The 22,199-nt window shown below is 37.1% G+C and carries 17 protein-coding genes; 12 read left to right on the top strand and 5 right to left on the bottom strand.

The genetic code is table 11. The features are described 5' to 3' along the window. Window positions 1-60: 60 nt before the first annotated feature. The 5 genes from BUA76_RS02975 to BUA76_RS03000 all read right to left on the bottom strand — a co-directional run bounded on the left by BUA76_RS02975 (window position 61) and on the right by BUA76_RS03000 (window position 6,483). A complete protein-coding gene (locus BUA76_RS02975) occupies window positions 61-1,059 on the bottom strand; it encodes a Rossmann-fold NAD(P)-binding domain-containing protein (protein WP_072883318.1) in 999 nt (332 codons plus the stop codon). A gap of 181 nt (window positions 1,060-1,240) precedes the next feature. Beyond that, window positions 1,241-2,380, bottom strand: coding sequence for an aspartate aminotransferase family protein (locus BUA76_RS02980; RefSeq protein ID WP_072883319.1), 1,140 nt, complete (start codon window positions 2,378-2,380; stop codon window positions 1,241-1,243). A 1,127-nt stretch (window positions 2,381-3,507) separates the two neighbouring features. Next, window positions 3,508-4,497, bottom strand: a complete 990-nt coding sequence (gene argC, locus BUA76_RS02990; RefSeq protein ID WP_072883321.1) for an N-acetyl-gamma-glutamyl-phosphate reductase — start codon at window positions 4,495-4,497, stop codon at window positions 3,508-3,510. A 221-nt stretch (window positions 4,498-4,718) separates the two neighbouring features. Continuing rightward, window positions 4,719-5,915, bottom strand: a complete 1,197-nt coding sequence (locus BUA76_RS02995) for an argininosuccinate synthase (RefSeq protein WP_072883322.1) — start codon at window positions 5,913-5,915, stop codon at window positions 4,719-4,721. Further along, entirely contained in the window at window positions 5,887-6,483 is a 597-nt protein-coding gene (locus tag BUA76_RS03000; protein WP_083573136.1) for a GNAT family N-acetyltransferase, read from the bottom strand. Before BUA76_RS03000 ends, BUA76_RS02995 begins: the two co-directional genes overlap by 29 nt. Before the next feature lie 159 nt (window positions 6,484-6,642). Between BUA76_RS03000 and BUA76_RS03005 the strand changes: the two genes are divergently transcribed. The 12 genes from BUA76_RS03005 to nhaA all read left to right on the top strand — a co-directional run bounded on the left by BUA76_RS03005 (window position 6,643) and on the right by nhaA (window position 22,198). Beyond that, entirely contained in the window at window positions 6,643-7,059 is a 417-nt protein-coding gene (locus BUA76_RS03005) for an IS1/IS1595 family N-terminal zinc-binding domain-containing protein (RefSeq protein ID WP_072883323.1), read from the top strand. A 192-nt stretch (window positions 7,060-7,251) separates the two neighbouring features. Further along, window positions 7,252-8,631 (top strand): porin, encoded by a 1,380-nt coding sequence (locus BUA76_RS03010; RefSeq protein ID WP_072883324.1) that lies wholly within the window; start codon window positions 7,252-7,254, stop codon window positions 8,629-8,631. A 147-nt stretch (window positions 8,632-8,778) separates the two neighbouring features. Next, window positions 8,779-10,359 (top strand): MFS transporter, encoded by a 1,581-nt coding sequence (locus tag BUA76_RS03015; protein ID WP_072883325.1) that lies wholly within the window; start codon window positions 8,779-8,781, stop codon window positions 10,357-10,359. 45 nt (window positions 10,360-10,404) lie between these two features. Beyond that, window positions 10,405-10,632: a DUF6814 family protein gene (locus BUA76_RS03020; protein WP_072883326.1), complete on the top strand. Its 228-nt coding sequence runs from the start codon at window positions 10,405-10,407 to the stop codon at window positions 10,630-10,632. 75 nt (window positions 10,633-10,707) lie between these two features. Next, the gene (locus tag BUA76_RS03025) at window positions 10,708-10,902 is read left to right on the top strand and encodes a hypothetical protein (protein ID WP_072883327.1); all 195 of its coding nucleotides are present in this window, start codon (window positions 10,708-10,710) and stop codon (window positions 10,900-10,902) included. After that, window positions 10,895-13,606 (top strand): ATP-binding protein, encoded by a 2,712-nt coding sequence (locus BUA76_RS03030; protein ID WP_072883328.1) that lies wholly within the window; start codon window positions 10,895-10,897, stop codon window positions 13,604-13,606. Before BUA76_RS03025 ends, BUA76_RS03030 begins: the two co-directional genes overlap by 8 nt. 223 nt (window positions 13,607-13,829) lie before the next feature. Next, a complete protein-coding gene (locus BUA76_RS03035; RefSeq protein WP_072883329.1) occupies window positions 13,830-14,189 on the top strand; it encodes a response regulator transcription factor in 360 nt (119 codons plus the stop codon). Between the two features lie 116 nt (window positions 14,190-14,305). Next, window positions 14,306-16,204, top strand: coding sequence for an AMP-binding protein (locus BUA76_RS03040; RefSeq protein ID WP_072883330.1), 1,899 nt, complete (start codon window positions 14,306-14,308; stop codon window positions 16,202-16,204). Between the two features lie 45 nt (window positions 16,205-16,249). Further along, complete coding sequence (gene acs / locus BUA76_RS03045) at window positions 16,250-18,157, top strand: acetate--CoA ligase (RefSeq protein WP_072883331.1); 1,908 nt, start codon at window positions 16,250-16,252, stop codon at window positions 18,155-18,157. Between the two features lie 169 nt (window positions 18,158-18,326). Next, complete coding sequence (locus BUA76_RS03050; RefSeq protein ID WP_072883332.1) at window positions 18,327-18,689, top strand: hypothetical protein; 363 nt, start codon at window positions 18,327-18,329, stop codon at window positions 18,687-18,689. Window positions 18,690-18,804: 115 nt separating this feature from the next. After that, window positions 18,805-21,015 carry a RelA/SpoT family protein gene (locus BUA76_RS03055; protein WP_072883333.1) on the top strand — a complete coding sequence of 737 codons (2,211 nt, stop codon included), beginning with the start codon at window positions 18,805-18,807 and terminating at the stop codon, window positions 21,013-21,015. 1 nt (window position 21,016) lies between these two features. Beyond that, window positions 21,017-22,198 carry a Na+/H+ antiporter NhaA gene (gene nhaA, locus BUA76_RS03060; RefSeq protein ID WP_072883334.1) on the top strand — a complete coding sequence of 394 codons (1,182 nt, stop codon included), beginning with the start codon at window positions 21,017-21,019 and terminating at the stop codon, window positions 22,196-22,198. The last annotated feature ends 1 nt before the right edge of the window (window position 22,199 follow it).

A 22,199-nucleotide genomic window follows, 5' to 3' on the forward strand; every position in this document is an offset into this window, starting at 1 on the left:
TTATATTAGACATTTAGAATGTAAACCTCACAGGTTTTTGAAACCTGTGAGGTTTGGGTTTCATTTAGAATTCAATTGGTCCAAAATTTCCGAAAATACTGCCTGCGCGGAAAAAATCCGGTTTTTTGCCTGCTGATAAATAATCGAATTCTCCCCATCCATCACCTCATCGCTTAACTCTACATTCCGGCGCACCGGAAGACAGTGCATTACTTTTGCACTATTTGTAACCGACAGTTTTTCATTAGTCAGCATCCAGTTTTCTTTCACTTCAGGCATTGCAGCATAATCATCAAAAGACGACCAGTTTTTAACATAAATAAAATCGGCATCTTTCAAAGCTTCTTCCTGATCATGAATTACTTTCACCTCTTTTGTGAAATTTTTATCTAAATCATAACCTTCCGGATTGGTGATAACAAACTCAACATCCATTTCCTGCATCCATTCTGCGAATGAATTTCCCACCGCCTGAGCAATCGGTTTGATGTGAGGTGCCCATGTTAAAACTACTTTAGGCTTTTTGTTAATGCTGAGCTTAGTCTGTGGTGAGCTTGGTGAACTGTCGAAATGCCAGTTTTCGGTAATTGTGATACAGTCTGCCAAACTTTGCAAAGGGTGACGCGTCGCGGATTCCAACGAAATAACCGGAACTTTTGCATGTTTTTCAAACTGACTGAGAATGCTTTCATTCACATCATCTTCCTTGTTTTTCATTCCTGCAAAACAACGAACTGCAATGATGTCACAATATTGATTCAGCACTTCAATTGCATCTTTAATATGTTCAACCGTATCGCCATTCATTATTGCACCGTCTGAAAATTCCAGGTTCCACGCTTCCTGTGCGGCATTTAAGGTTAAGATATTTAACCCTAAATTCTGCGCTGCAATCTGGCTGCTCAAGCGGGTTCTCAGGCTTGAATTTAAAAAGACAAGTCCGATGGTTTTTCCTTTTCCTTTTTCGGTTTCGGAAAGAGGATTTTCTTTAATTTGTAATGCTTTTTTTATAATTTCCTGTAAGTTTTCAACATCGCTTACAGAGGTGAATTTTTTCATTTTGAATTGATTTTAAAGATTTTAATCTTAAATATTGGGCTAGTTTTTAACGCTATGATCGCGAAGTTTTTTTTAATTTACTTGAAATATTTTCGTTCGCAAGGGCTGTAGTGAAGCTCTTTTTTATAATATTAATAGATTCTTCCTTCGTCAGAATGACAGAACATATAATTTTTACAGGTTAAATATTCTCCAATACTTCTTTCAAAGCATTAATAAAAATATCAGTTTCTTCTTTTTTAATATTCAGTGCCGGAAGGATTCTTAATACTGCTTTATCATTGGAATTTCCGGTGAAAATATGATGATTATACAACAGGGTTTTCCTGACTTCCGAACAGTCTCTGTCCAGCTCAATCCCAATCATCAAGCCTTTCCTTCGAATCGTTTTGATATGTGGAAAATCTTTAATTTCATTTTCAATATAAGCGCCCATTTCCTTAGTATTTTCGATGAGATTTTCATCTTTCATCACGTCCAATACTGCAATAGCAGCAGCACAAGCCAGATGATTTCCACCAAAAGTGGTTCCCAGCAAACCATTGCTTGCCTGAAATTTCGGGTGAATTAAAACGCCGCCGATTGGGAAACCATTGCCCATTCCTTTTGCTGTGGTAATGATATCGGCTTCAATTCCAAATTCCTGATGGGCAAAGAAATAGCCGCTTCTCCCGTATCCTGATTGAACTTCATCTAAGATCAAAATAACATCATGTTTTTCGCATAATTCTTTAATTTTAGTTAAAAATCCCATCATTGGAATTATAATTCCGCCAACGCCCTGAATGCCTTCGATAATGACAGATGAAATTTCGCTTCCATGTTTTTCAAAGGCTTCTTCAAGTTGTTCGACATTATTCCATTCAGACTTAATAAATCTTTCATCATAATTTACGGGTGCTACAATTTTCGGATTATCCGTTACCGAAACAGCAGCTGAAGTTCTTCCGTGGAATGAACCTGAAAAATACAGTACCTTATTTTTTCCGTTATGAAAAGACGCCAGTTTTAAAGCATTTTCATTCGCTTCAGCTCCAGAATTGCACAGGAATAAATTATATTCTTCCAAACCCGAAAGTTTTCCTAATTTTTCAGCCAGTTCAGTCTGTAACTCATTTTGAACCGAATTTGAATAGAAAGAAATTTTATCTAATTGCTTTTTTAGTTGAGTTTGATAGCGCGGATGGTTATGCCCGATGGAAATCACAGCATGACCTCCGTAAAAATCAAGGTATTTTTCTCCTTTATCGTCCCAGAGAAATGACCCCTGAGCTTTTATAGGATGGATGTTGAATAATGGATATACGTTGAATAAATTCATTTTTTGTTTTTTATTAATTTCTTTTGTCTTGAAACAAAAGAAACAAAAGTTCAAGACTGGAAAATTCCGCTAAAAATTTAAATTGAATCCTAAAATCCCCAAAACTCGCACGAATTGACTGTTTGTTCTTCGGTTGAAAATTTGTCTCGTGCTCAAACAGTGGGAATTTCTTAACGGATTAAATTTAAATTTTCTTAACGCTCCATTTTCCCAGGTCGGTTTTAAGATTAACTCTAAATTTTCTTCCCTACTCATTGCAATTAAAAGCGCTGATTTTGAATAACTCATTTTTTGTTTTTTATTAATTTCTTTTGTCTTGAAACAAAAGAAACAAAAGTTCAAGACTTGGAAAATTCCGCTAAAAATTTAAATTGAATCCTAAAATCCCCAAAACTCGCACGAATTGACTGTTTGTTCTTCGGCTGAAAATTTGTCTCGTGCTCAAACAGTGGGAATTTTTTAACGGATTAAATTTAAATTTTCTTAACGCTCCATTTTCCTAAGTCGGCTTTAAGGTTAATTCTAAATTTTCTTCCCTACTCATTGCAATTAAAAGCGCTGATTTTGAATAACTCATTTTTTGTTTTTATTAATTTCTTTTGTCTTGAAACAAAAGAAACAAAAGTTCAAGACTGGAAAATTCCGCTAAAAATTTAAATTGAATCCTAAAATCCCCAAACTCGCACGAATTGACTGTTTGTTCTTCGGTTGAAAATTTGTCTCGTGCTCAAACAGTGGGATTTTTTTAACGGATTAAATTTCAATTTTCTTAACGCTCCATTTTCCCAGGTCGTTTTTAAGGTTAATTCTAAATTTTCTTCCCTACTCATTGCAATTAAAAGCACTGATTTTGAATAACTCATTTTTTGTTTTTATTAATTTCTTTTGTCTTGAAACAAAGAAACAAAAGTTCAAGACTGGAAAATTCCGCTAAAAATTTAAATTGAATCCTAAAATCCCCAAAACTCGCACGAATTGACTGTTTGTTCTTCGGCTGAAAATTTGTCTCGTGCTCAAACAGTGGGAATTTTTTAACGGATTAAATTTCAATTTTCTTAACGCTCCATTTTCCCAGGTTGTTTTAAATTGCGCTGTAAAATTCACGATTGACAATTTGACTATTGACATTAAAACACCACTGGCTTCAGGTTCAATCCTAAGTTTTCTTCCCAGCCCATTGCAATATTCATGTTTTGAACTGCCTGTCCTGAAGCGCCTTTCAACAAATTGTCAATCGCTGAGTGAATGACCGCAACATTCCCACATTTTTCAATCTGTATCACACAGCGATTGGTGTTGACAACCTGCTTTACATCAATTGCTTTTTCACTTACCTTTACAAAAGGTTCATCTGTATAAAAGTCTTCAAACAATTGAAATATTTCTGAAAGTTCTAAATCTGTTTTCACCGTGGAACTTGTAAAAATTCCTCTCGCAAAGTCGCCTCTCCATGGAACAAAATTCAGACTGATTTCATTGGTATTAAAAGAAACCAACTGCTGTAAAATCTCATCCACATGCTGATGCGTTAAGGTTTTATAAGCCGAGATATTATAATTCCTCCAAGTGAAATGCGTTGTTGCCTGTAAAGACTGACCTGCTCCTGTTGACCCTGTGATTCCCGTTGTGTAAACCTCATTCAACAAACCATTTTGAGCCAGAGGAAGCAATGCCAGCTGAATTGCTGTTGCAAAACATCCGGGGTTGGCAATACTTTTTGCTCCGGAAAGTTGTTTTTTGTTGATTTCAGGGAGTCCGTAAATAAAATTTCTGTTTCCGGAATTTCCATCGAGGCGAAAATCGTTCCCTAAATCAATCACCACTGTTTCATCTTTTACGGGATTCTGAATCAGCCAATTCTGACTTTCTTTGTGAGGAAGGCATAGAAACAAAATATCAACTTCTTCAGGCTGATCCGTTAAAACCATTTCACAAATTGTCGTTAAATCCGGGTACAAATCTGAAATCTTTGTCCCCGAATTTGAACGACTATATAAAAAACGCAATGACACATTGGGATGAAAAGCCAGCAGACGAACGAGTTCGCTTCCTGTGTAACCGTTGGCTCCGATGATTCCTATTTTTTTTATTTCATTATTTTTAACATTTTTAGCCATGATATTATTTTTGAACCCTATCGGGTTCGTCCTGTTTTATTGATTTTCATCCATAGGTTTTACCTACGGCTATTCATATTGAACCCTTCGGGTTCTGATTTGATCATTCGTTTTGTTATCCGTAGGTTTCCATCTTCAGCTATTCTTATATTCTTTGAAATATATTTTGATAGGATTTCATCCTATCCTGATTTAAGTCGGCCCTTCAGGACTCCCTTGAACTAATTTATATTTTGATTTATCTGACGATATATATTCAAAGAATTGCTTACAATTTTTGTGTAGCCTTTTACGTCTTCGCCTGTCCATGATCGGTTTGCTTCTCCGTAACTGCCAAATTTATCGGACATTAAATCGTGCTGAGATTCAATTCCATTTAAAATAAATCTATATGGATGAAGCGTTACAAAAACTTTTCCGCTGACTGTTTTTTGGGAATCAACTAAAAAAGACTCAATATTTCTCATGATAGGATCCAGAAAAAGTGCTTCGTGAAGCCAGTTTCCGTACCAATCCGACAGCTGAGATTTCATCATCTGCTGGTATTTTGAAAGGGTATGTTTTTCCAATAAATGGTGCGCCTTGATAATGACAGACGCCGCTGCCGCTTCAAAACCAACTCTCCCTTTGATTCCGACAATTGTATCTCCAACATGAATATCACGCCCAATTCCGTAAGCAGAAGCCAATTTTTCAATTTTTTGGATGGCGTAAACAGAATGTTCAAAATTTTCTCCATTCACTGCTACTACTTCTCCATTTTTAAACTCAATTTCCAATTCTGAAGGCAGAGTTTCTTTCATTTGTGATGGAAAAGCTTCTTCCGGAAGATAATTCCTTGAAGTCAACGTTTCTCTTCCCCCTACCGAAGTTCCCCAAAGACCTTTATTCACAGAATATTGTGCTTTATGGAATTCCACTTCGCAGCCATGACTTTTTAAAAACTCGATTTCCTCTTCACGGGACAAAGCTCTATCACGAATCGGGGTAATGATCTCAACATTCGGACACATGACCTGGAAAATCAAGTCAAAACGAACCTGGTCATTTCCCGCGCCTGTACTTCCGTGGGCGATTGCATCAGCTCCGACTTCAATCGCAAACTTTGCAATTTCCTGTGCCTGAATCGTACGTTCCGCACTTACAGAAAGAGGATAAGTATTATTTTTCAGCACATTACCAAAAATCAAATATTTCACACAAGAATTGTAATAATCTTCCTGAGCATCCACGCACCTGTATTCTTTAACCCCAAGATTTAAGGCTTTTTTTTCAAGTTCTTTTTCTTCATCTTTGGAAAAACCACCGGTATTTACAGTAAACGCATACACATCGTACCCCAGTATTTCACTGAGATATTTGGCGCAGTAAGAGGTATCAAGACCTCCGCTAAATGCTAAAACTACTTTCTTGTTCATTATTGTATTGATTTTCAGACTGAGATTTCCCAGCACTGTTTTTTATATTTTCCGGAACGAAGAGCATTGCCGTGCAAAGACAGTTTTTCCGTTCTTTCTTCATTAAAATATCATAATTGACACAGCTTTTGCAGCCGTTCCAAAACTCCTCATCCTGAGTAAGTTCAGAATAAATAACAGGCTTATATCCCAAATCACTGTTGATTTTCATAACCGCTAATCCGGTAGTTAATCCAAAAATTTTAGCATTGGGGTATTTATTTCGGGACAAAGTGAACACTTTATCTTTAATTAAGGTGGCCACACCCAAATGTCTGAACTCAGGCGAAACGATAAGCCCTGAGTTCGCAACGAATTGTCCGTGAGACCATGTTTCTATGTAACAGAATCCTACCCATTTCCCTTTATCAGTCGCTACTACAGCATTGCCTTCAGTAATTTTTTTACTGAGGTATTCAATAGAGCGTTTGGCAATACCCGTTCCGCGACGCTGTGCAGAATCGTACATTTCCTGCTGTATTTCACTCACATACATCAAATGTATGGATGAGGAAATTTCTATTTCCATTTATTATCTAAAATTTTCGACAAATTTAAAATATAATTTCTATAATAACCAAATATAAAAGATAATTTTATTTATTAAAATTAATATTCAGGTAATTTTATCTTTAAACAGAATTAATATTTTGCTAAATTATTATATATTTGCTAAAAAGATATAGTTATGGAAAATACCTGCCCGAGATGCAATGGCAATAAAGTTGTTAAAAGTGGTATAATCAACAATAAGCAACGCTTTCTATGCAAAGACTGTCAGTATTATTTTACCGTAAAAAAACTTGGCAAACAAATAGACGATTATTATGTAACCAAGGCTCTACAGCTTTATCTGGAAGGACTGAGTTTTAGGGAAATCGAAAGAATCATCGGGGTTTCTCACGTGACCATCAGTTCATGGATTAAAAAATACAATATTATAAGACCCCCACATTCTGAGTTTCATCCTGTCTACAGAATTCTCAAACAAAATGAATTGATCGAATATATGAGCAAGGAAGAAAATATTAAAAATTCCGGATTGATCATCACTCAGTTTGCTGATAAATATATGCTTATAAAATGGGAAAGATTAAAAAAATAATTTTATAGTGAATTGCCAATAAGTTAATTGTAAGTATAAAAATGATATCATGTAATTATAAACTTTAAACTAAAAACATAGAATATTAGAGATTAACTATATTCTTAGCAAAAATATATATTAAATTTTTGTAAATAAATTTTTAATTACAATTTGGCTTTCATAAAAAACAATGCCAAAAATTAATAATTTATGAAGAAAATACTTATTATCATTGGATTTGCTTTAATTAACAATTCATTATACTCGCAAGGCTCACCTGATTACGGAAGCGGATTAAAAATTAATCTCAATCAGCAGGGCGATAAATATGTCAGATTCATTTTATGGGATCAGTTTTGGGTAAGAAATACCGATATGAATCCCGGAAGCATGGTCGGCGGAGAAGCAACGGATAATTCCTGGAGCCTGGGAAACAGAAGACTTCGCGCCTTAGCCTATGCCCAGATTTCAAAACGCTATATGATTTTGGCTCATTTTGGAATTAACAACCAGACCTTTATCAATGGCGGCGGTTCAGGAACTTCGGGAACAGGAGCATATGGAAATGGTAAAAAGCCACAAATGTTTTTCCACGACGCATGGAACGAATATGCCGTTGTTTTACCCGGAGAAGCAGGAAAATTCAGTTTATCTTTAGGAGCAGGACTGCATTATTACATGGGTCTTTCGCGGATGACAATGGGTTCAACATTGAATTTCCTTACCGTAGACTCTCCTATCTTCACGTGGCCTTTAATTGATAATTCCGACCAGTTTGCAAGACAACTTGGTATGTTTGCCAAAGGAAAATACGGCAAGCTGGAATATCGTTTCAGTTTAAACAAGCCTTTTGCAACCGATCTGGTTCCCGCAAATGTTACAGATCCTGCAAATGCCGTTGCAGTAGACAACAACGGAAATCCTAACTTTTCAAAAGCAGGATATATAGAATACCAGTTTCTGGATGAAGAATCTAACCTTTTGCCTTTTAAAGTAGGTTCATATTTGGGAACAAAGAAAGTTTTCAATGTCGGAGCCGGCTTTTATCACCAGAAAGACGGAACGAGAACTTCAGTCAATTCCAATATTGAGAAACATGATATTACACTGGTAGCTGTAGATGCATTTGCTGACATTCCTTTGGGAAATGCCAAAAATAAAATGGCTGTTTCTGCCTATGCAGGATATTATAACTATCAGTTTGGCCCGAATTACATCAGAAACATCGGGATTATGAACATCGCCTCATCCGATCCTAATTTTGTTGGAAACAGAGCGATTGCTGGTCCGGGAAATCTTCAGCCAACTATAGGAACAGGTAATATTATCTATGCACAGGCCGGATTATTATTACCAAGCCAGGCAGAAAAACCAAAAATCAGAATCCAGCCTTTCGCGGCATATACTCATAAGAGTTTTGAGGCATTTGATAAATCCTCATCACAATTTGATGTAGGTGCCAACTGGTTTATAGACGGTCATCATGCCAAAATTACGACACAATACTCCACAAGACCGATTTACACCAGTGCAACAGAAAGGCCATCATCAAAAGGAGAATTCATCATACAGTTCCAGATTTATCTTTAGTCCATTAAATTTAAACATTAAGATGATTTCAACGTACAGAATATAATAAATCTTTTTAAGTAAAAAATTTCAAAGTTCTTAGTGTTAAATATTTATCGAAATATCAAAAAACTCAATCAATTTAAACCAACTTAAAAATTAAAGCATATGAGCGATAACAATCATGTAAGCTATGAGAATATGACCGAAAGGCAAAAAAACCGTACGATCTGGAGCGTCATTACCGCATCATCACTCGGAACATTAATCGAATGGTACGACTTCTATATTTTCGGGAGTTTAGCCGTGGTTTTAGCTACGAAATTTTTCCCTTCCGATAATCCCACCGCGGCATTTTTATCCACATTAGCAACTTTTGCGGCAGGTTTTGTGGTAAGACCTTTCGGAGCGCTATTCTTCGGAAGACTGGGTGATATCATCGGAAGAAAATATACTTTCCTGGTAACGTTGTTAATCATGGGATTTTCAACCTTCCTTATCGGATGTATTCCAAGTTATGAAACCATTGGATTTTTAGCACCAGTTTTAGTTTTAATTTTAAGATTATTACAAGGTTTGGCGCTTGGTGGTGAATACGGAGGAGCGGCAACGTATGTTGCGGAATATGCGCAGCCCGGAAGAAGAGGTTATTGGACTTCCTGGATTCAGACAACGGCAACGGCAGGGCTTTTTATTTCTCTGATCGTTATTTTAGTGACCAAAACCAGCCTTTCTGCAGAAGAATTTGATGGTTGGGGCTGGAGGATCCCTTTCTGGATTTCTATTTTAATGGTGGGCGTTTCTTATATCATCCGAAGAAACATGAAAGAATCTCCGCTGTTTGCAAAAGCTAAAAGTGAAGGAAAAACTTCAAAAAACCCTTTAAAAGAAAGTTTTGGCAACAAATACAATTTCAAATTTGTTTTGCTGGCATTGTTCGGGGCTGCAATGGGACAAGGAGTCATCTGGTATACAGGACAGTTTTACGCCATGAGCTTCCTTCAGAAGGTAATGAACGTAGAATCTGCGCAGGTAGATTCCTTAATGGCTACCGCCCTGTTTCTGGGAACACCGTTCTTTGTATTCTTCGGATGGCTTTCCGATAAGATCGGGCGAAAAGCCGTGATGATGACAGGAATGCTGATTGCCATTTTAGCATACAGACCTATTTACGACAGTATGTTTAAAAGCATAAATCTTGAAAATAAAACGGTTGCCACGAATGGAATTTCAGAGAAAAGAACCGTAAAACTCCACGATAAAGTTGCTACGGACAGCTTGATTACCTTCCATAAAGAAACACTTTTCACAGATGGAACCCTGGTTAAAAAAGACAGCATTGTTCACTGGTCTGCCAACGGTCCGGTAATGAAAGACGGAAAAGCCGATGAGCCGAAGGTTACACAGACAATAAAACTGGCAGACAACACAAAATGGTATCTTGTTTTTATGGTGTTCATACAGGTAATTTTCGTAACGATGGTATATGGTCCTATTGCAGCATTTTTAGTTGAAATGTTCCCGGTAAGAATCCGCTACACTTCGATGTCTCTTCCTTATCATATCGGAAACGGTGTTTTTGGAGGACTGTTACCAGCTGTGGCAACTTACCTGGTTACCACAGGAAAAGAGGCAGGTCATGCGACATGGTACCTTGAAGGACTCTGGTATCCTATAGGAGTTGCAGGAGTCTGTTTGCTTATCGGATTATTTTATCTGAAAAATAAGAATAACAATATTCACGATTAGAAGCCGAATCACTCAAATTTTTTATTAATTTTAAAACAAACTAAAATGAACGGACTCAAAAAAATATTAGGCATACTCTGGATTGCAATTGCCCTGACAGTAGGCTATTTCGGAATCACGGTAATGGGAATTCCTAAAATCACTTCGGGAAAACAGGAAGATCTGGTTTTCGGGATTATTATTCTCTTTGTTCTTATGCCTATTATTTCAGGCGGAATGGCCATTTTCGGATACTATTCGCTGACGGGAGAATATTCTGAAGATAAAGAATAATTTATAAATAATGAATGATAATTGATAAATGATAAAAAGATCAGACAATCAATTATCATTCATCTATCATCACTTATGAAAAAAAGACACGAACAAAAATTAATCATCCTGAGCATCGGGCTTATGATTGCTTTCAGCATTCCTATTTCACTGCTTTTCAACAGCGACAAGGAGGTGCTCGGCTACCCGATGATTCTTATTTATATTTTTGCATTGTGGATGATATCTATCATTATTTCTTTCATAATCATAAAAAGATATGATGAGTAGTTTCGCTTTATTTACTGTTGTTTTATTCTATCTGGCGCTTTTGTTTTTAGTCGCTCATCTGGCGGAAAAAAAAAGGAGCAAATTCTGGATTGACAACCCTTACATCTATGCGCTTTCGCTGGCTGTTTACTGTACAGCCTGGACTTATTATGGAAGTATAGGGGTAGCGGCGACGAGCGGACTCAATTATCTCCCGATATATATTGGGCCCATCACTATTATTCCTGCCTGGATTTATATCAATACACGGATTGTAAGGATTTCCCGCGTAAATAAAATAAGCAGCATTGCCGATTTTATTTCCCTGCGTTATGGAAACAGCAGAAGCTTCAGTGCAATGATTACTATCGTATGCCTTCTGGCTATTGTCCCGTATATTGGATTGCAGATCAAAGCAATTTCCGAGACCTTTCATTTGGTTACGGAAACAGCAATATCTGAGAATATCCTTACAGACAATGCAACATTCGTGGTTGTACTTATAGCTCTTTTTTCATCTTATTACGGGACAAGATATGTAGATGCTTCTGAAAAAAGACTGGGAATTATTTCCGCAATTGCCCTCGAGAGTTTCCTGAAGCTTTTCTTCATTATTATCCTGGGGCTTTTTGTGATTTATTTTGTGTTTGACGGAGTTTCTGACATTTTCGCAAAAGCAAGCAGATTTGAAGATTTCAAAGCGAAAAATACGTTTAATGGCATTGAAGGCGCTATGAACTGGATGATTCTCTGCATGATTTCAGGAACCGCCATCTGTATTCTTCCAAGGCAGTTTCATACGGCAATTGTAGAGAACAGGAAGGAAAAACATATTAAAACTGCCATCTGGTTTTTCCCTTTATACCTATTGATATTCACCCTTTTTATTTTCCCGATTGCATGGGGCGGAAGATTAATTTTTGACGGGCAAAATGTGAATCCCGAGTTTTATTCTATTTTAATCCCGCAGTATTTTGATAACACCTTGATCACCGTTTTGGTTTTTCTTGGCGGTTTAAGTTCATGTATCTCCATGATTATTATTTCTGCGATCACCTTGTCTATCATGCTTTCCAACAACCTTATTATCCCTTATGGATTGCTGGGAAAATTTAAATCAGAAAATGAAATTCAGAATACGCGGAATATAACCAATATCAGGAAATTCAGCATTTTCGCTTTAATTATCATGGCTTTTGCCTTTTATAAATATTTTATTCTGAAAACTTCTCTGGACTCGGTGGGATTAATTTCGTTTGTTGTAATCGCCCAGCTGGCTCCTGCGTTTTTCGGAGCGATTTTCTGGAGAAGAGGAAGCTATAAAGGAGCTGTTACAGGATTGATTGCAGGATTAGTCATCTGTTATTTCGGATTAATTATTCCACAATATTATTTCTCTTATACCCAGGAATTTAAAGGAATATTAAGAGACATGTACAATGTTTTTGATTTTTTTACGATTCCGTATCTCGACAGAATTCCTCAGATCTTTTTCTGGTCTTTACTGGTTAACGGAGGGCTTTTTGCAATAATCTCAGTAAGCATCAAAGGAAATTACCGCGAAAGAAACTTTGCGGAACTGTATGTGGATATTGACAAATATATTCAGAATCACGAAAATGCATTCATCTGGCGAGGCAAAGCCTACGTTTCGGATATTAAAAATATTTTAGAAAGATTTTTGGGTAAAAATAAAACAGAACAGGCTTTAAGAATTTTCAACTTAAAATACAGTATTGATTCCCAAACAGAAACAGCAGATTCCAGATTCATTAAATTCTCCGAAAATTTGCTGGCAGGAAGAATAGGAACAGCTTCTGCAAAAATCTTAATTGAAGGTGTAACAAAAGAGGATAAAATTTCTTTAAAAGAAGTTTTAAATATTCTGGAAGAATCTAAAGAAAATATTTCCCTCAATAAAAAGCTCACCGAACAGTCGGAAGAGCTGCAAAAATTGTCCGACGACCTCAGAAACGCCAATGAAAACCTTATCATCAAAGACCGTCAGAAAGATGATTTCCTGGATTCTGTTGCCCATGAGCTGAGAACACCAATTACGGCAATCCGTTCAGCGGGAGAAATTCTAGCGGATGACGATGACATTCCACCGGATATCAAAAAGGAATTTTTAAATAATATCATCACAGAATCTGACCGGCTGAGTGAAATCATCAATGATATTCTGTATCTTGACAAACTTGAGCATGGAGATATCGCTTTGCACATCCGGGAAAATAATATTACAGAAACCTATAAAAAAGCACTGAATCCTCTTCTGCATCTTATCCAAAACAAAAAGATCCACCTGACTGAGGTGAATCTTTTAAATCAGTTTTTATTTGAATATGATGAAGCGAGGATGATACAGCTTTTCCAGAATATTTTGGGAAATGCTTTAAAATTTACGGACGAACAGGGAACGATCCAGACAAAATTATCTGAAAAAGAAAACCAGCTGGTTATTAAAATTTTCAATACGGGAAAACATATTCCTGAAGAAGATCTGGAAATGATCTTTGATAAATTCTACCAGTCTAAAAATCAGAACATTTTAAAACCCACAGGAAGCGGACTGGGGCTTGCAATCTGCAAGAAAATTGCCGAGGCACAAGGAGGAACCATAAAAGCGGAAAACAGCGGATTAGGTGTGACCTTTACAATAATTTTACCAAGTAGAAAGATCCGTGATAAGAACCCGGAGGGTTCAATAATAAAACACAAATAAAAAAATGAAATATACCGACAAATATTTTATTATATCGTTTTCGGAACAAAACATCGAGAGCCAACAATTAACGAAAGAAAGGAATCAGAATTATACCAATATATTTGGGGTATTTAAAAATAAAAAAACGTAAATTATACAGAATTAATGGAATGCCGGACCACATCCATATCGGGTTCTCCAAAAAATAAAAAAATGAAGTTGAACAAAATGAAAACACTGTATGAAGAAAATAATCATTGCTGATGACGAGCACAAAATTTTAATGTCATTAGAATACAGCTTTAAGAAAAACGGCTATGATGTTTATATTGCTAGAGACGGAACTGAAGTCATTGAGTTTTTAAAATCCATGACTCCGGATGTTATCCTGCTGGATATCATGATGCCTAATCTTGACGGGTACAGCACCCTTGAGCTTATTAAAAAAGATGACAAATTAAAACAGACCAAAGTTATTTTCCTGAGTGCGAAAAACAATCCGAGAGACATTGAAAAAGGCATGGAACTGGGAGCAGATGCATATATAACGAAACCATACTCTATAAAGAAGCTTATACAGCAGATTGAAGAAATGTTTTAAAAAAATCTGTAAATAATCATGGACAATTTACGAAGTGGAATAGAAAATTACCTCATCTCTGAATTAATTTCGCAGATCTTCAGTCTGTCCGAAACGACTTAAAACACAAAAATAATATGGACGCAGATAATTTATTTAAACAAAGCATCGAAAATAAAGAGCACTTCTGGAGAGAACAGGCCCGGGAAGTCGATTGGTTCCAGTTCCCGAAAACAATCATCTCTCAGGATCAGAATCATTATACCCAATGGTTTTCAGATGGAAAATTGAATATGTGCTATCTATGCATCGACAAGCATATTGAAGATGGTTTTGGAGATCATACCGCTATTATTTATGATTCTCCGGTAACGCAACAAAAGAAAAAATATACGTTCAATGAAGCCAGAGAAGAAATTTCCAAACTTGCAGGAGGATTAATTTCTTTAGGCCTGAAAAAAGGCGATACAGCTGTTATTTACATGCCGATGATCCCACAGACACTTTTTGCGATGCTGGCCTGCGCACGGATTGGTGTTATACATAATGTTGTTTTCGGAGGTTTTGCGCCGCATGAACTCGTGGTGAGAATTGATGACTGTAAGCCTAAAGCGTTAATTACCGCAACAGCAGGAGTAGAAATTGCCAAAAGAATTCCCTACCTGCCTCTGGTAGAAAGAGCCATTGAACTAGCAAAGGATAAAGTAGAAAATATCATTGTTTTTAACAGAAAACTAGTAGATAACCACCATGAAATGTTTGAAGGACTGGTTGATTATGAAGAACTGGTTCATAAATCGGAGGCAGCAGACTGTATCCCGGTTGAATCTACACATCCGCTCTATTTATTATACACCTCCGGAACCACCGGAAAGCCGAAAGGAATTACCCGTGACACAGGCGGATATGCAGCTGCACTAAAATTTTCTATGAAATACATTTACGGTGTAGAACCTGGTGAAACCTATTGGGCAGCTTCCGATTTCGGATGGGCAGTTGGGCATAGCTTTTCCGTGTACGGACCATTAATCAACAGAAATACAACAGTCATTTTTGAAGGCAAGCCTATAATGACGCCGGATGCCGGAACTTTCTGGAGAATTATCTCAGAATATCAAGTAGCGGTAATGTTCACAGCTCCTACAGCGATCAGAGCCATTAAGAAAGAAGATCCTGACGGGGAGCTGATCAAAAAATATGATCTGAGCCATTTCAGAAAACAGTTTCTTGCCGGTGAAAGATGCGATGTTGCCACGCTGGACTGGTTTGCCCAACATATCGGAGTTCCCGCAATTGATCACTGGTGGCAGACGGAATCCGGCTGGCCGATGCTGGGATTAATGACTTTCGACGATAGTTACAGGATAAAAAGAGCCTCCGCAGGGAAACCAATTCCGGGTTATGATATTAGAATTTTTGATGAAAACGGATATGAACTGGATGCTCATCATGAAGGCTATCTCGTAATAAAACTCCCTCTTCCGCCCGGTGCTTTACTGGATATCTGGAATGATCATGAACGTTTTCAAAGCAGCTATCTGTCACAATATAATGGTTATTATTTTTCCGGAGACGGCGCCATTAAAGATGAAGACGGCTATATTTTTATCACCGGAAGAGTGGATGATGTGATTAACGTTGCCGGACACAGACTTTCGACTTCGGAGATGGAAGAAATTGTTTCCGCTCATCCGGATGTTGCAGAATGCGCAGTAGTAGGAATTGATGATGATCTTAAAGGCCAGATTCCTTTTGCGACAGTTGTTTTAAAGAAAGGCTTTGCAATTTCCGAAGAAAATATCGAACAAGAAATTATAAAGAACGTTCGCGAAAAAATTGGTGCGGTTGCATGCCTTAAAAACGTAATGACCGTCAAACGTCTTCCCAAAACACGCTCCGGAAAAACATTAAGAAAGCTCATCCGGACACTCCTCGACAAAAAAGAATTTCAGATCCCGTCAACCATTGATGATGAGACTATTATTGATGAAATTCAACAAAAAATTATTGAATACAGGGCGAAAAAGAAGAATTAAATTACTATTAAATACAACAGAATTCAAATTTCAAAAAAAAGGGATATGAGAAATTACCTGATAGAAGATTTACCACATTATTTTGAAGATTATAAAAAATCGATTAAAAATCCTAAAAAATTCTGGGATAAAATAGCCGATGAAAATTTCGTATGGTACCAGCGATGGAGCAAAGTCGTAAAATACGATATGAATGAAGCTAAAATTTCCTGGTTTAAAAATGCGAAATTAAATATTACCAAAAACTGTCTGGACAGGCATCTTTCCGTACGAGGAGATAAAACGGCCATTATCTGGGAACCTAACGATCCTAAAGAAGAGGCTCAGCATATTTCCTACAATGAGCTATATACAAGAGTTAACAAAACAGCCAATGTATTGAAAGATATGGGAATTGAAAAAGGGGACAGAGTATGCATTTACTTACCGATGATTCCCGAACTTGCCATAACAATGCTTGCCTGCGCCAAACTGGGAGCTATCCATTCAGTGATATTTGCCGGTTTCTCCGCTTCCGCAGTAGCTTCAAGAGTAAACGATTGTGAAGCCAAAATGGTGATTACTTCTGATGGAAGTTACAGAGGAAATAAAGTTTTAGATTTAAAAAGTATTGTAGATGAAGCTTTAGAAAAAACACCAAGTGTGGAAAAAGTGCTTGTTGTTAAAAGAACCCAGAATGAAGTAAGCATGAAGGAAGACAGGGATTTCTGGATGGCTGATCTCTACGAAAATGCTTCACCAGATTTTGTTACAATCATTATGGATGCCGAAGATCCGCTGTTCATTTTATACACTTCCGGATCTACGGGAAAACCTAAAGGCATGCTTCATACCTGCGCCGGATATATGGTGTATACGGCTTACACTTTTAAAAATGTATTTAATTATAAAGAAAATGACATCTATTGGTGTACTGCCGATATCGGCTGGATTACAGGACATTCTTACATCCTTTATGGCCCGCTGCTCAATGGAGCAACTACCGTTATTTTCGAAGGGATACCTACTTATCCTGAACCGGACAGATTCTGGGAAGTAATTGAAAAACATAAAATTACACAATTCTATACCGCTCCTACCGCCATCCGTTCCTTAGCTAAAGAAAGTGTGGAATGGGTAGACAAGCATGATTTGAGCACATTAAAAGTAATAGGATCCGTTGGTGAGCCTATTAATGAAGAAGCCTGGCATTGGTTTAATGATCACGTCGGAAAGAAAAAATGTCCCATTGTTGATACCTGGTGGCAAACGGAAACCGGAGGAATTATGATTTCTCCTCTCCCATTTGTAACTCCTACAAAACCTACTTATGCCACATTACCTCTTCCGGGAATACAGCCTGTTTTGATGGATGATAAGCGAAATGAAATTATGGGAAATCAGGTTACCGGAAATCTTTGCATCCGCTTTCCATGGCCGGGAATTGCCAGAACCATATGGGGAGATCATCAGCGATATAAAGAAACGTATTTCACTGCATTTCCGGGGAAATATTTCACCGGTGACGGCGCGCTTCGCGATGAGGTAGGCTATTACAGAATTACGGGTAGAGTGGATGATGTGATTATCGTTTCCGGGCACAATCTGGGAACCGCACCTATAGAAGACAGCATCAACCAGCATCCTGCCGTAGCGGAATCTGCCATTGTAGGATATCCTCACGATATTAAAGGAAATGCTTTATACGGATATGTTGTTTTAAAAGAAACCGGCGAAAGCAGACAGCGGGAAAATCTTAAGAAAGAAATCAATCAGCTTATTTCAGAACAGATCGGACCGATTGCTAAGCTGGATAAAATTCAGTTTGTTTCCGGATTGCCGAAGACACGTTCAGGAAAAATTATGCGGAGAATCTTACGTAAAATCGCAGAAGGCGATTTCAGTAACTTCGGGGATATCACAACCCTTCTGAATCCTGAAATCGTAGAAGAGATAAAGAATGAAAGAATATAAATATTATAAGAGCGGAGTTTTTTCGCTCTTTTTATTTTTTACCTTTCATAGATATTGCAAATAGAAACTTACTTTATTATTGACAAAACAATATAATTTAAAAATTATTGAAAATAATTCACTTTTTTTAAAAATTATTTGTACATTTATGATAATAAAAACTAGTGCTATGTCAAATATTTTAGCTGGATTATTTGAACCTCACAGCGACTACAAAAAATTAGAAGCTGATCTTGAAGATTCTGGCTTCGGGAATTCAGAATATATTGTATATCTTAACGAAGACAATCATCATTCCCCATATATGGTAAGTGTGGCAGTTAAGGAACATCAGATTGATAATGCCAAAAATGTATTTAATCAAAATACGGTAATGAAAACGTATCTATTTGAAAATATGAGTCTTGAGCAGGCAAATTACACTACCCTCAAAAATTTTATCAGCGCCAGAAACAAAGCGGAAATTCACAACAGTCCGGATGTAAGAATTAAAGGTTCTACCATGGGAATGGATTCCGAAGTGAAATTTTAAAATACAAATGATTAAAATAAATTGCCTGAATCCACAGATCCGTCTGTGGATTCTTTTTGTATTTGAAAAGTGCAAAAAATTTCGTATTTTCGTGTAAATATAGGCTTTAGCACGAATGAGTTACGACTTAGAACAAGAAAATAAAGAAATACTCGCCAGATATAAAGATCTGATTTCTAACACATACAGAACTTTGGATGAGGAAAATAATAAACTTATCCGAAAAGCATTTGATATTGCATTGGATGCTCATAAAGACCAACGGAGAAAATCCGGTGAACCGTATATTTACCACCCTATTGCCGTAGCCAAAATTGTCGCTACGGAAATCGGTCTCGGAGCTACGTCAATTGCCTGCGCACTGCTGCATGACGTAGTTGAGGATTCTGATTACACCTATGAAGACCTGAAGAAAATTTTTGGTGAAAAAATAGCCAATATTGTCAACGGACTTACCAAAATCTCCATCATGAACCATCAGAACATATCGGTTCAGTCGGAGAATTACAGAAAGCTTCTCCTCACACTTTCGGAAGATTTCAGGGTGATTCTGATCAAAATTGCAGACCGCCTGCACAACATGCGTACCCTGGAAAGCATGGCTCCGGACAAACAGAAAAAAATTGCTTCCGAAACGGTTTATATTTATGCTCCGATGGCGCACCGTTTAGGATTGTACAACATCAAATCCGAGCTGGAAGATTTATCTTTAAAATACAATAATCCGGACGTTTATACCGAAATTACAGAAAAACTTGAGCTTGCTAAAGAAAGCCGCGAACGGTATATTGAAGAATTTAAAAAAGAAGTTTCTGAAAAGCTGCATGAAGAAGGTCTTAATTTTAAGATAAAAGGCCGTGCAAAAGCTATTTCTTCGATTTACAGAAAAATGCTGAAGCAGGGAGTCTCTTTTGAGGAAGTATACGATAATTACGCCATCAGGATTATTTATAAATCTGATGCCAAAAACGAAAAATTCCTGGCCTGGAAAATTTACTCCATCGTAACGGATGTTTACCACAGTAATCCTTCCAGAATGCGCGACTGGATCACTCAGCCGCGTTCCACAGGATACGAAAGTCTGCACCTTACGGTTCTAGGACCTGATAAGAAATGGATTGAAGTACAGATCCGGTCCGAAAGAATGGATGAAATTGCAGAAAAAGGGGTTGCTGCTCACTATAAGTACAAAGAAGGATATAAACAAAGTTCAGAAGACAGGAATTTTGAAAACTGGGTAACGGAAATTCGTGAAGTACTGGAACAGCAGCAGAATCTTTCCACTTCAGAGCTTTTGGATAATATTAAGCTCAATCTTTATTCCAAGGAAGTTTTTGTTTTTACTCCGAAAGGGGAAATTAAAATTCTGCCAACCAATGCAACGGCCCTGGATTTTGCTTTCTCGGTACACTCAGACCTGGGAATGAAATGTTTAGGCGCAAAAATCAATGGAAAGCTTGTTCCTATTTCGTATGTTTTACAGAATGGAGATCAGGTAGACATCCTTTCTTCACAAAACCAGAAACCAAAATCCGACTGGCTGGAATTTGTGGTTACCTCAAAAGCCAAATCGAAAATCAAGAGTTATTTAAACTCACAAAAAAATCAGCTGGTAGAGGAAGGAAAAGAAATTCTTCAACGAAAGCTTCGCCACGCCAAGATTAATTTTAATGATGATGAAGTGAATAAGCTTCAGAAATTTTTTCATCTTAAAACTTCGCAGGAGCTGTTTCTTAAATTTCAAAGCAATGAGCTTGACGCAAGCAGCCTGAGAAAATATATTGAAAGTAAAAATGTATTCAACAACCTGCTTTCAAGATTCAGGAAGTCTCCTTCAAAAAACACCGCTTTTGTAGAACCTAAAGAGCAGAACCTGGATATGATTGTCTTCGGTAAAGACGAAGAAAAACTCAATTACAGCTATGCAAAATGCTGTACGGTGATTCCGGGAGATAAAATTTTCGGGTTTATTACCATTTCAGATGGAATCAAAGTTCACAGCGACAACTGCCCGAATGCCATTAATCTCCGTGCACAGTATGACTATAGAGTAATTCCCGCCAAATGGGTGAATGCGGAAAGTTTCAAAAACAGAGTAAAAATAGAGATTGAAGGGCTTGACAGGATGGGAATGATCAACGATATCACTACCGTGATCAGCGGCGCAATGGGAATGGATATGAAAAGCATGTCTATCGAATCCAACGACGGTATTTTCACAGGAACCATCAATCTCGAAGTAAAAAATAAAAGTCAGCTGGAACAAACCTTCAAAAAACTTAATGATATTAATGGCGTTTCGAAGGTGAGAAGGCTGCAGTCTTAGTATGAATCTTACAAAATATTTTAAAAAGTTTTTCAGCAGCAATCAGGCTTCAGGAATCATACTGATTTTTTGTGTTGCAGTGTCGTTACTCATTGCAAATTCGTCTGCAGCAGAAAGTTTCCAGGCTTTTCTGGATAAAGAAACGGGAACAGATATTTTTCATTTGCAATATCCGGTAAGCATCTGGATCAATGACGGATTGATGGCTGTTTTCTTCCTTTTGGTGGGGTTGGAAATAAAAAGAGAAATGATAGAAGGTGAACTTTCGTCTTTTAAAAACGCTTCCCTTCCTATTTTTGCTGCAATGGGCGGAATGCTTGTTCCTGCAATTATTTATGCATCCCTGAATTACGGAACCACCTACAGCAATGGCTGGGGAATTCCAATGGCAACCGATATTGCTTTTTCACTGGCTATTATTTCACTATTGGGAAATAAAATTCCCAATTCTATCAAAATATTTCTGGCTGCATTGGCTATTGTAGATGATCTGGGAGCTATTTTAGTGATTGCCATATTTTATACAGACCAAATTCACTGGATCTATTTATTGCTCTCTCTTGGCGTAACAGCTTTATTATTTTTATTAAATTTCCTGAAGGTTACAAAAATTATTTTTTATCTGATTCCGGGATTATTTTTATGGTATTTCCTTCATCATTCAGGGATTCATGCAACCATAGCAGGAGTTTTGCTGGCATTTTCAATTCCTACCAATGTTTCTGATGTAGAAATTTCACCTTTAGAAAAGCTTGAGCATAGCCTTCATTTTCCTGTAAGCTTTTTAATAATGCCGATATTTGCCTTAGCGAATACCAATATAACGTTTACGAATGAAATGATTTCGGGGGTGACGAGTACTTTAGGAATAGGAATTATTCTGGGACTTGTTGCAGGAAAACTCTTAGGAATTAATCTGTTCTCATTGTTAGCGATTAAATTTAAACTGAGTTCATTACCCCATAACAGTTCCTGGAAACAGATGATCGGTGTAGGTTTGTTGGCTGGAATAGGATTTACGATGTCAATTTTTATTGCATTGCTGTCTTTTAAAAATGAAATTGAAATTCAGAATGAGGCTAAGTTTGCCATTCTCATCGCTTCTTTCATTGCTGCCATTTCCGGATATCTGGTTCTCAATCTCGGTTCACACAGGAAATTTACCGAAGCAGACGAAAACTGAT

The sequence above is a fragment of the Chryseobacterium takakiae genome (genome assembly GCF_900129385.1).
Lineage (GTDB): Bacteria > Bacteroidota > Bacteroidia > Flavobacteriales > Weeksellaceae > Chryseobacterium > Chryseobacterium takakiae.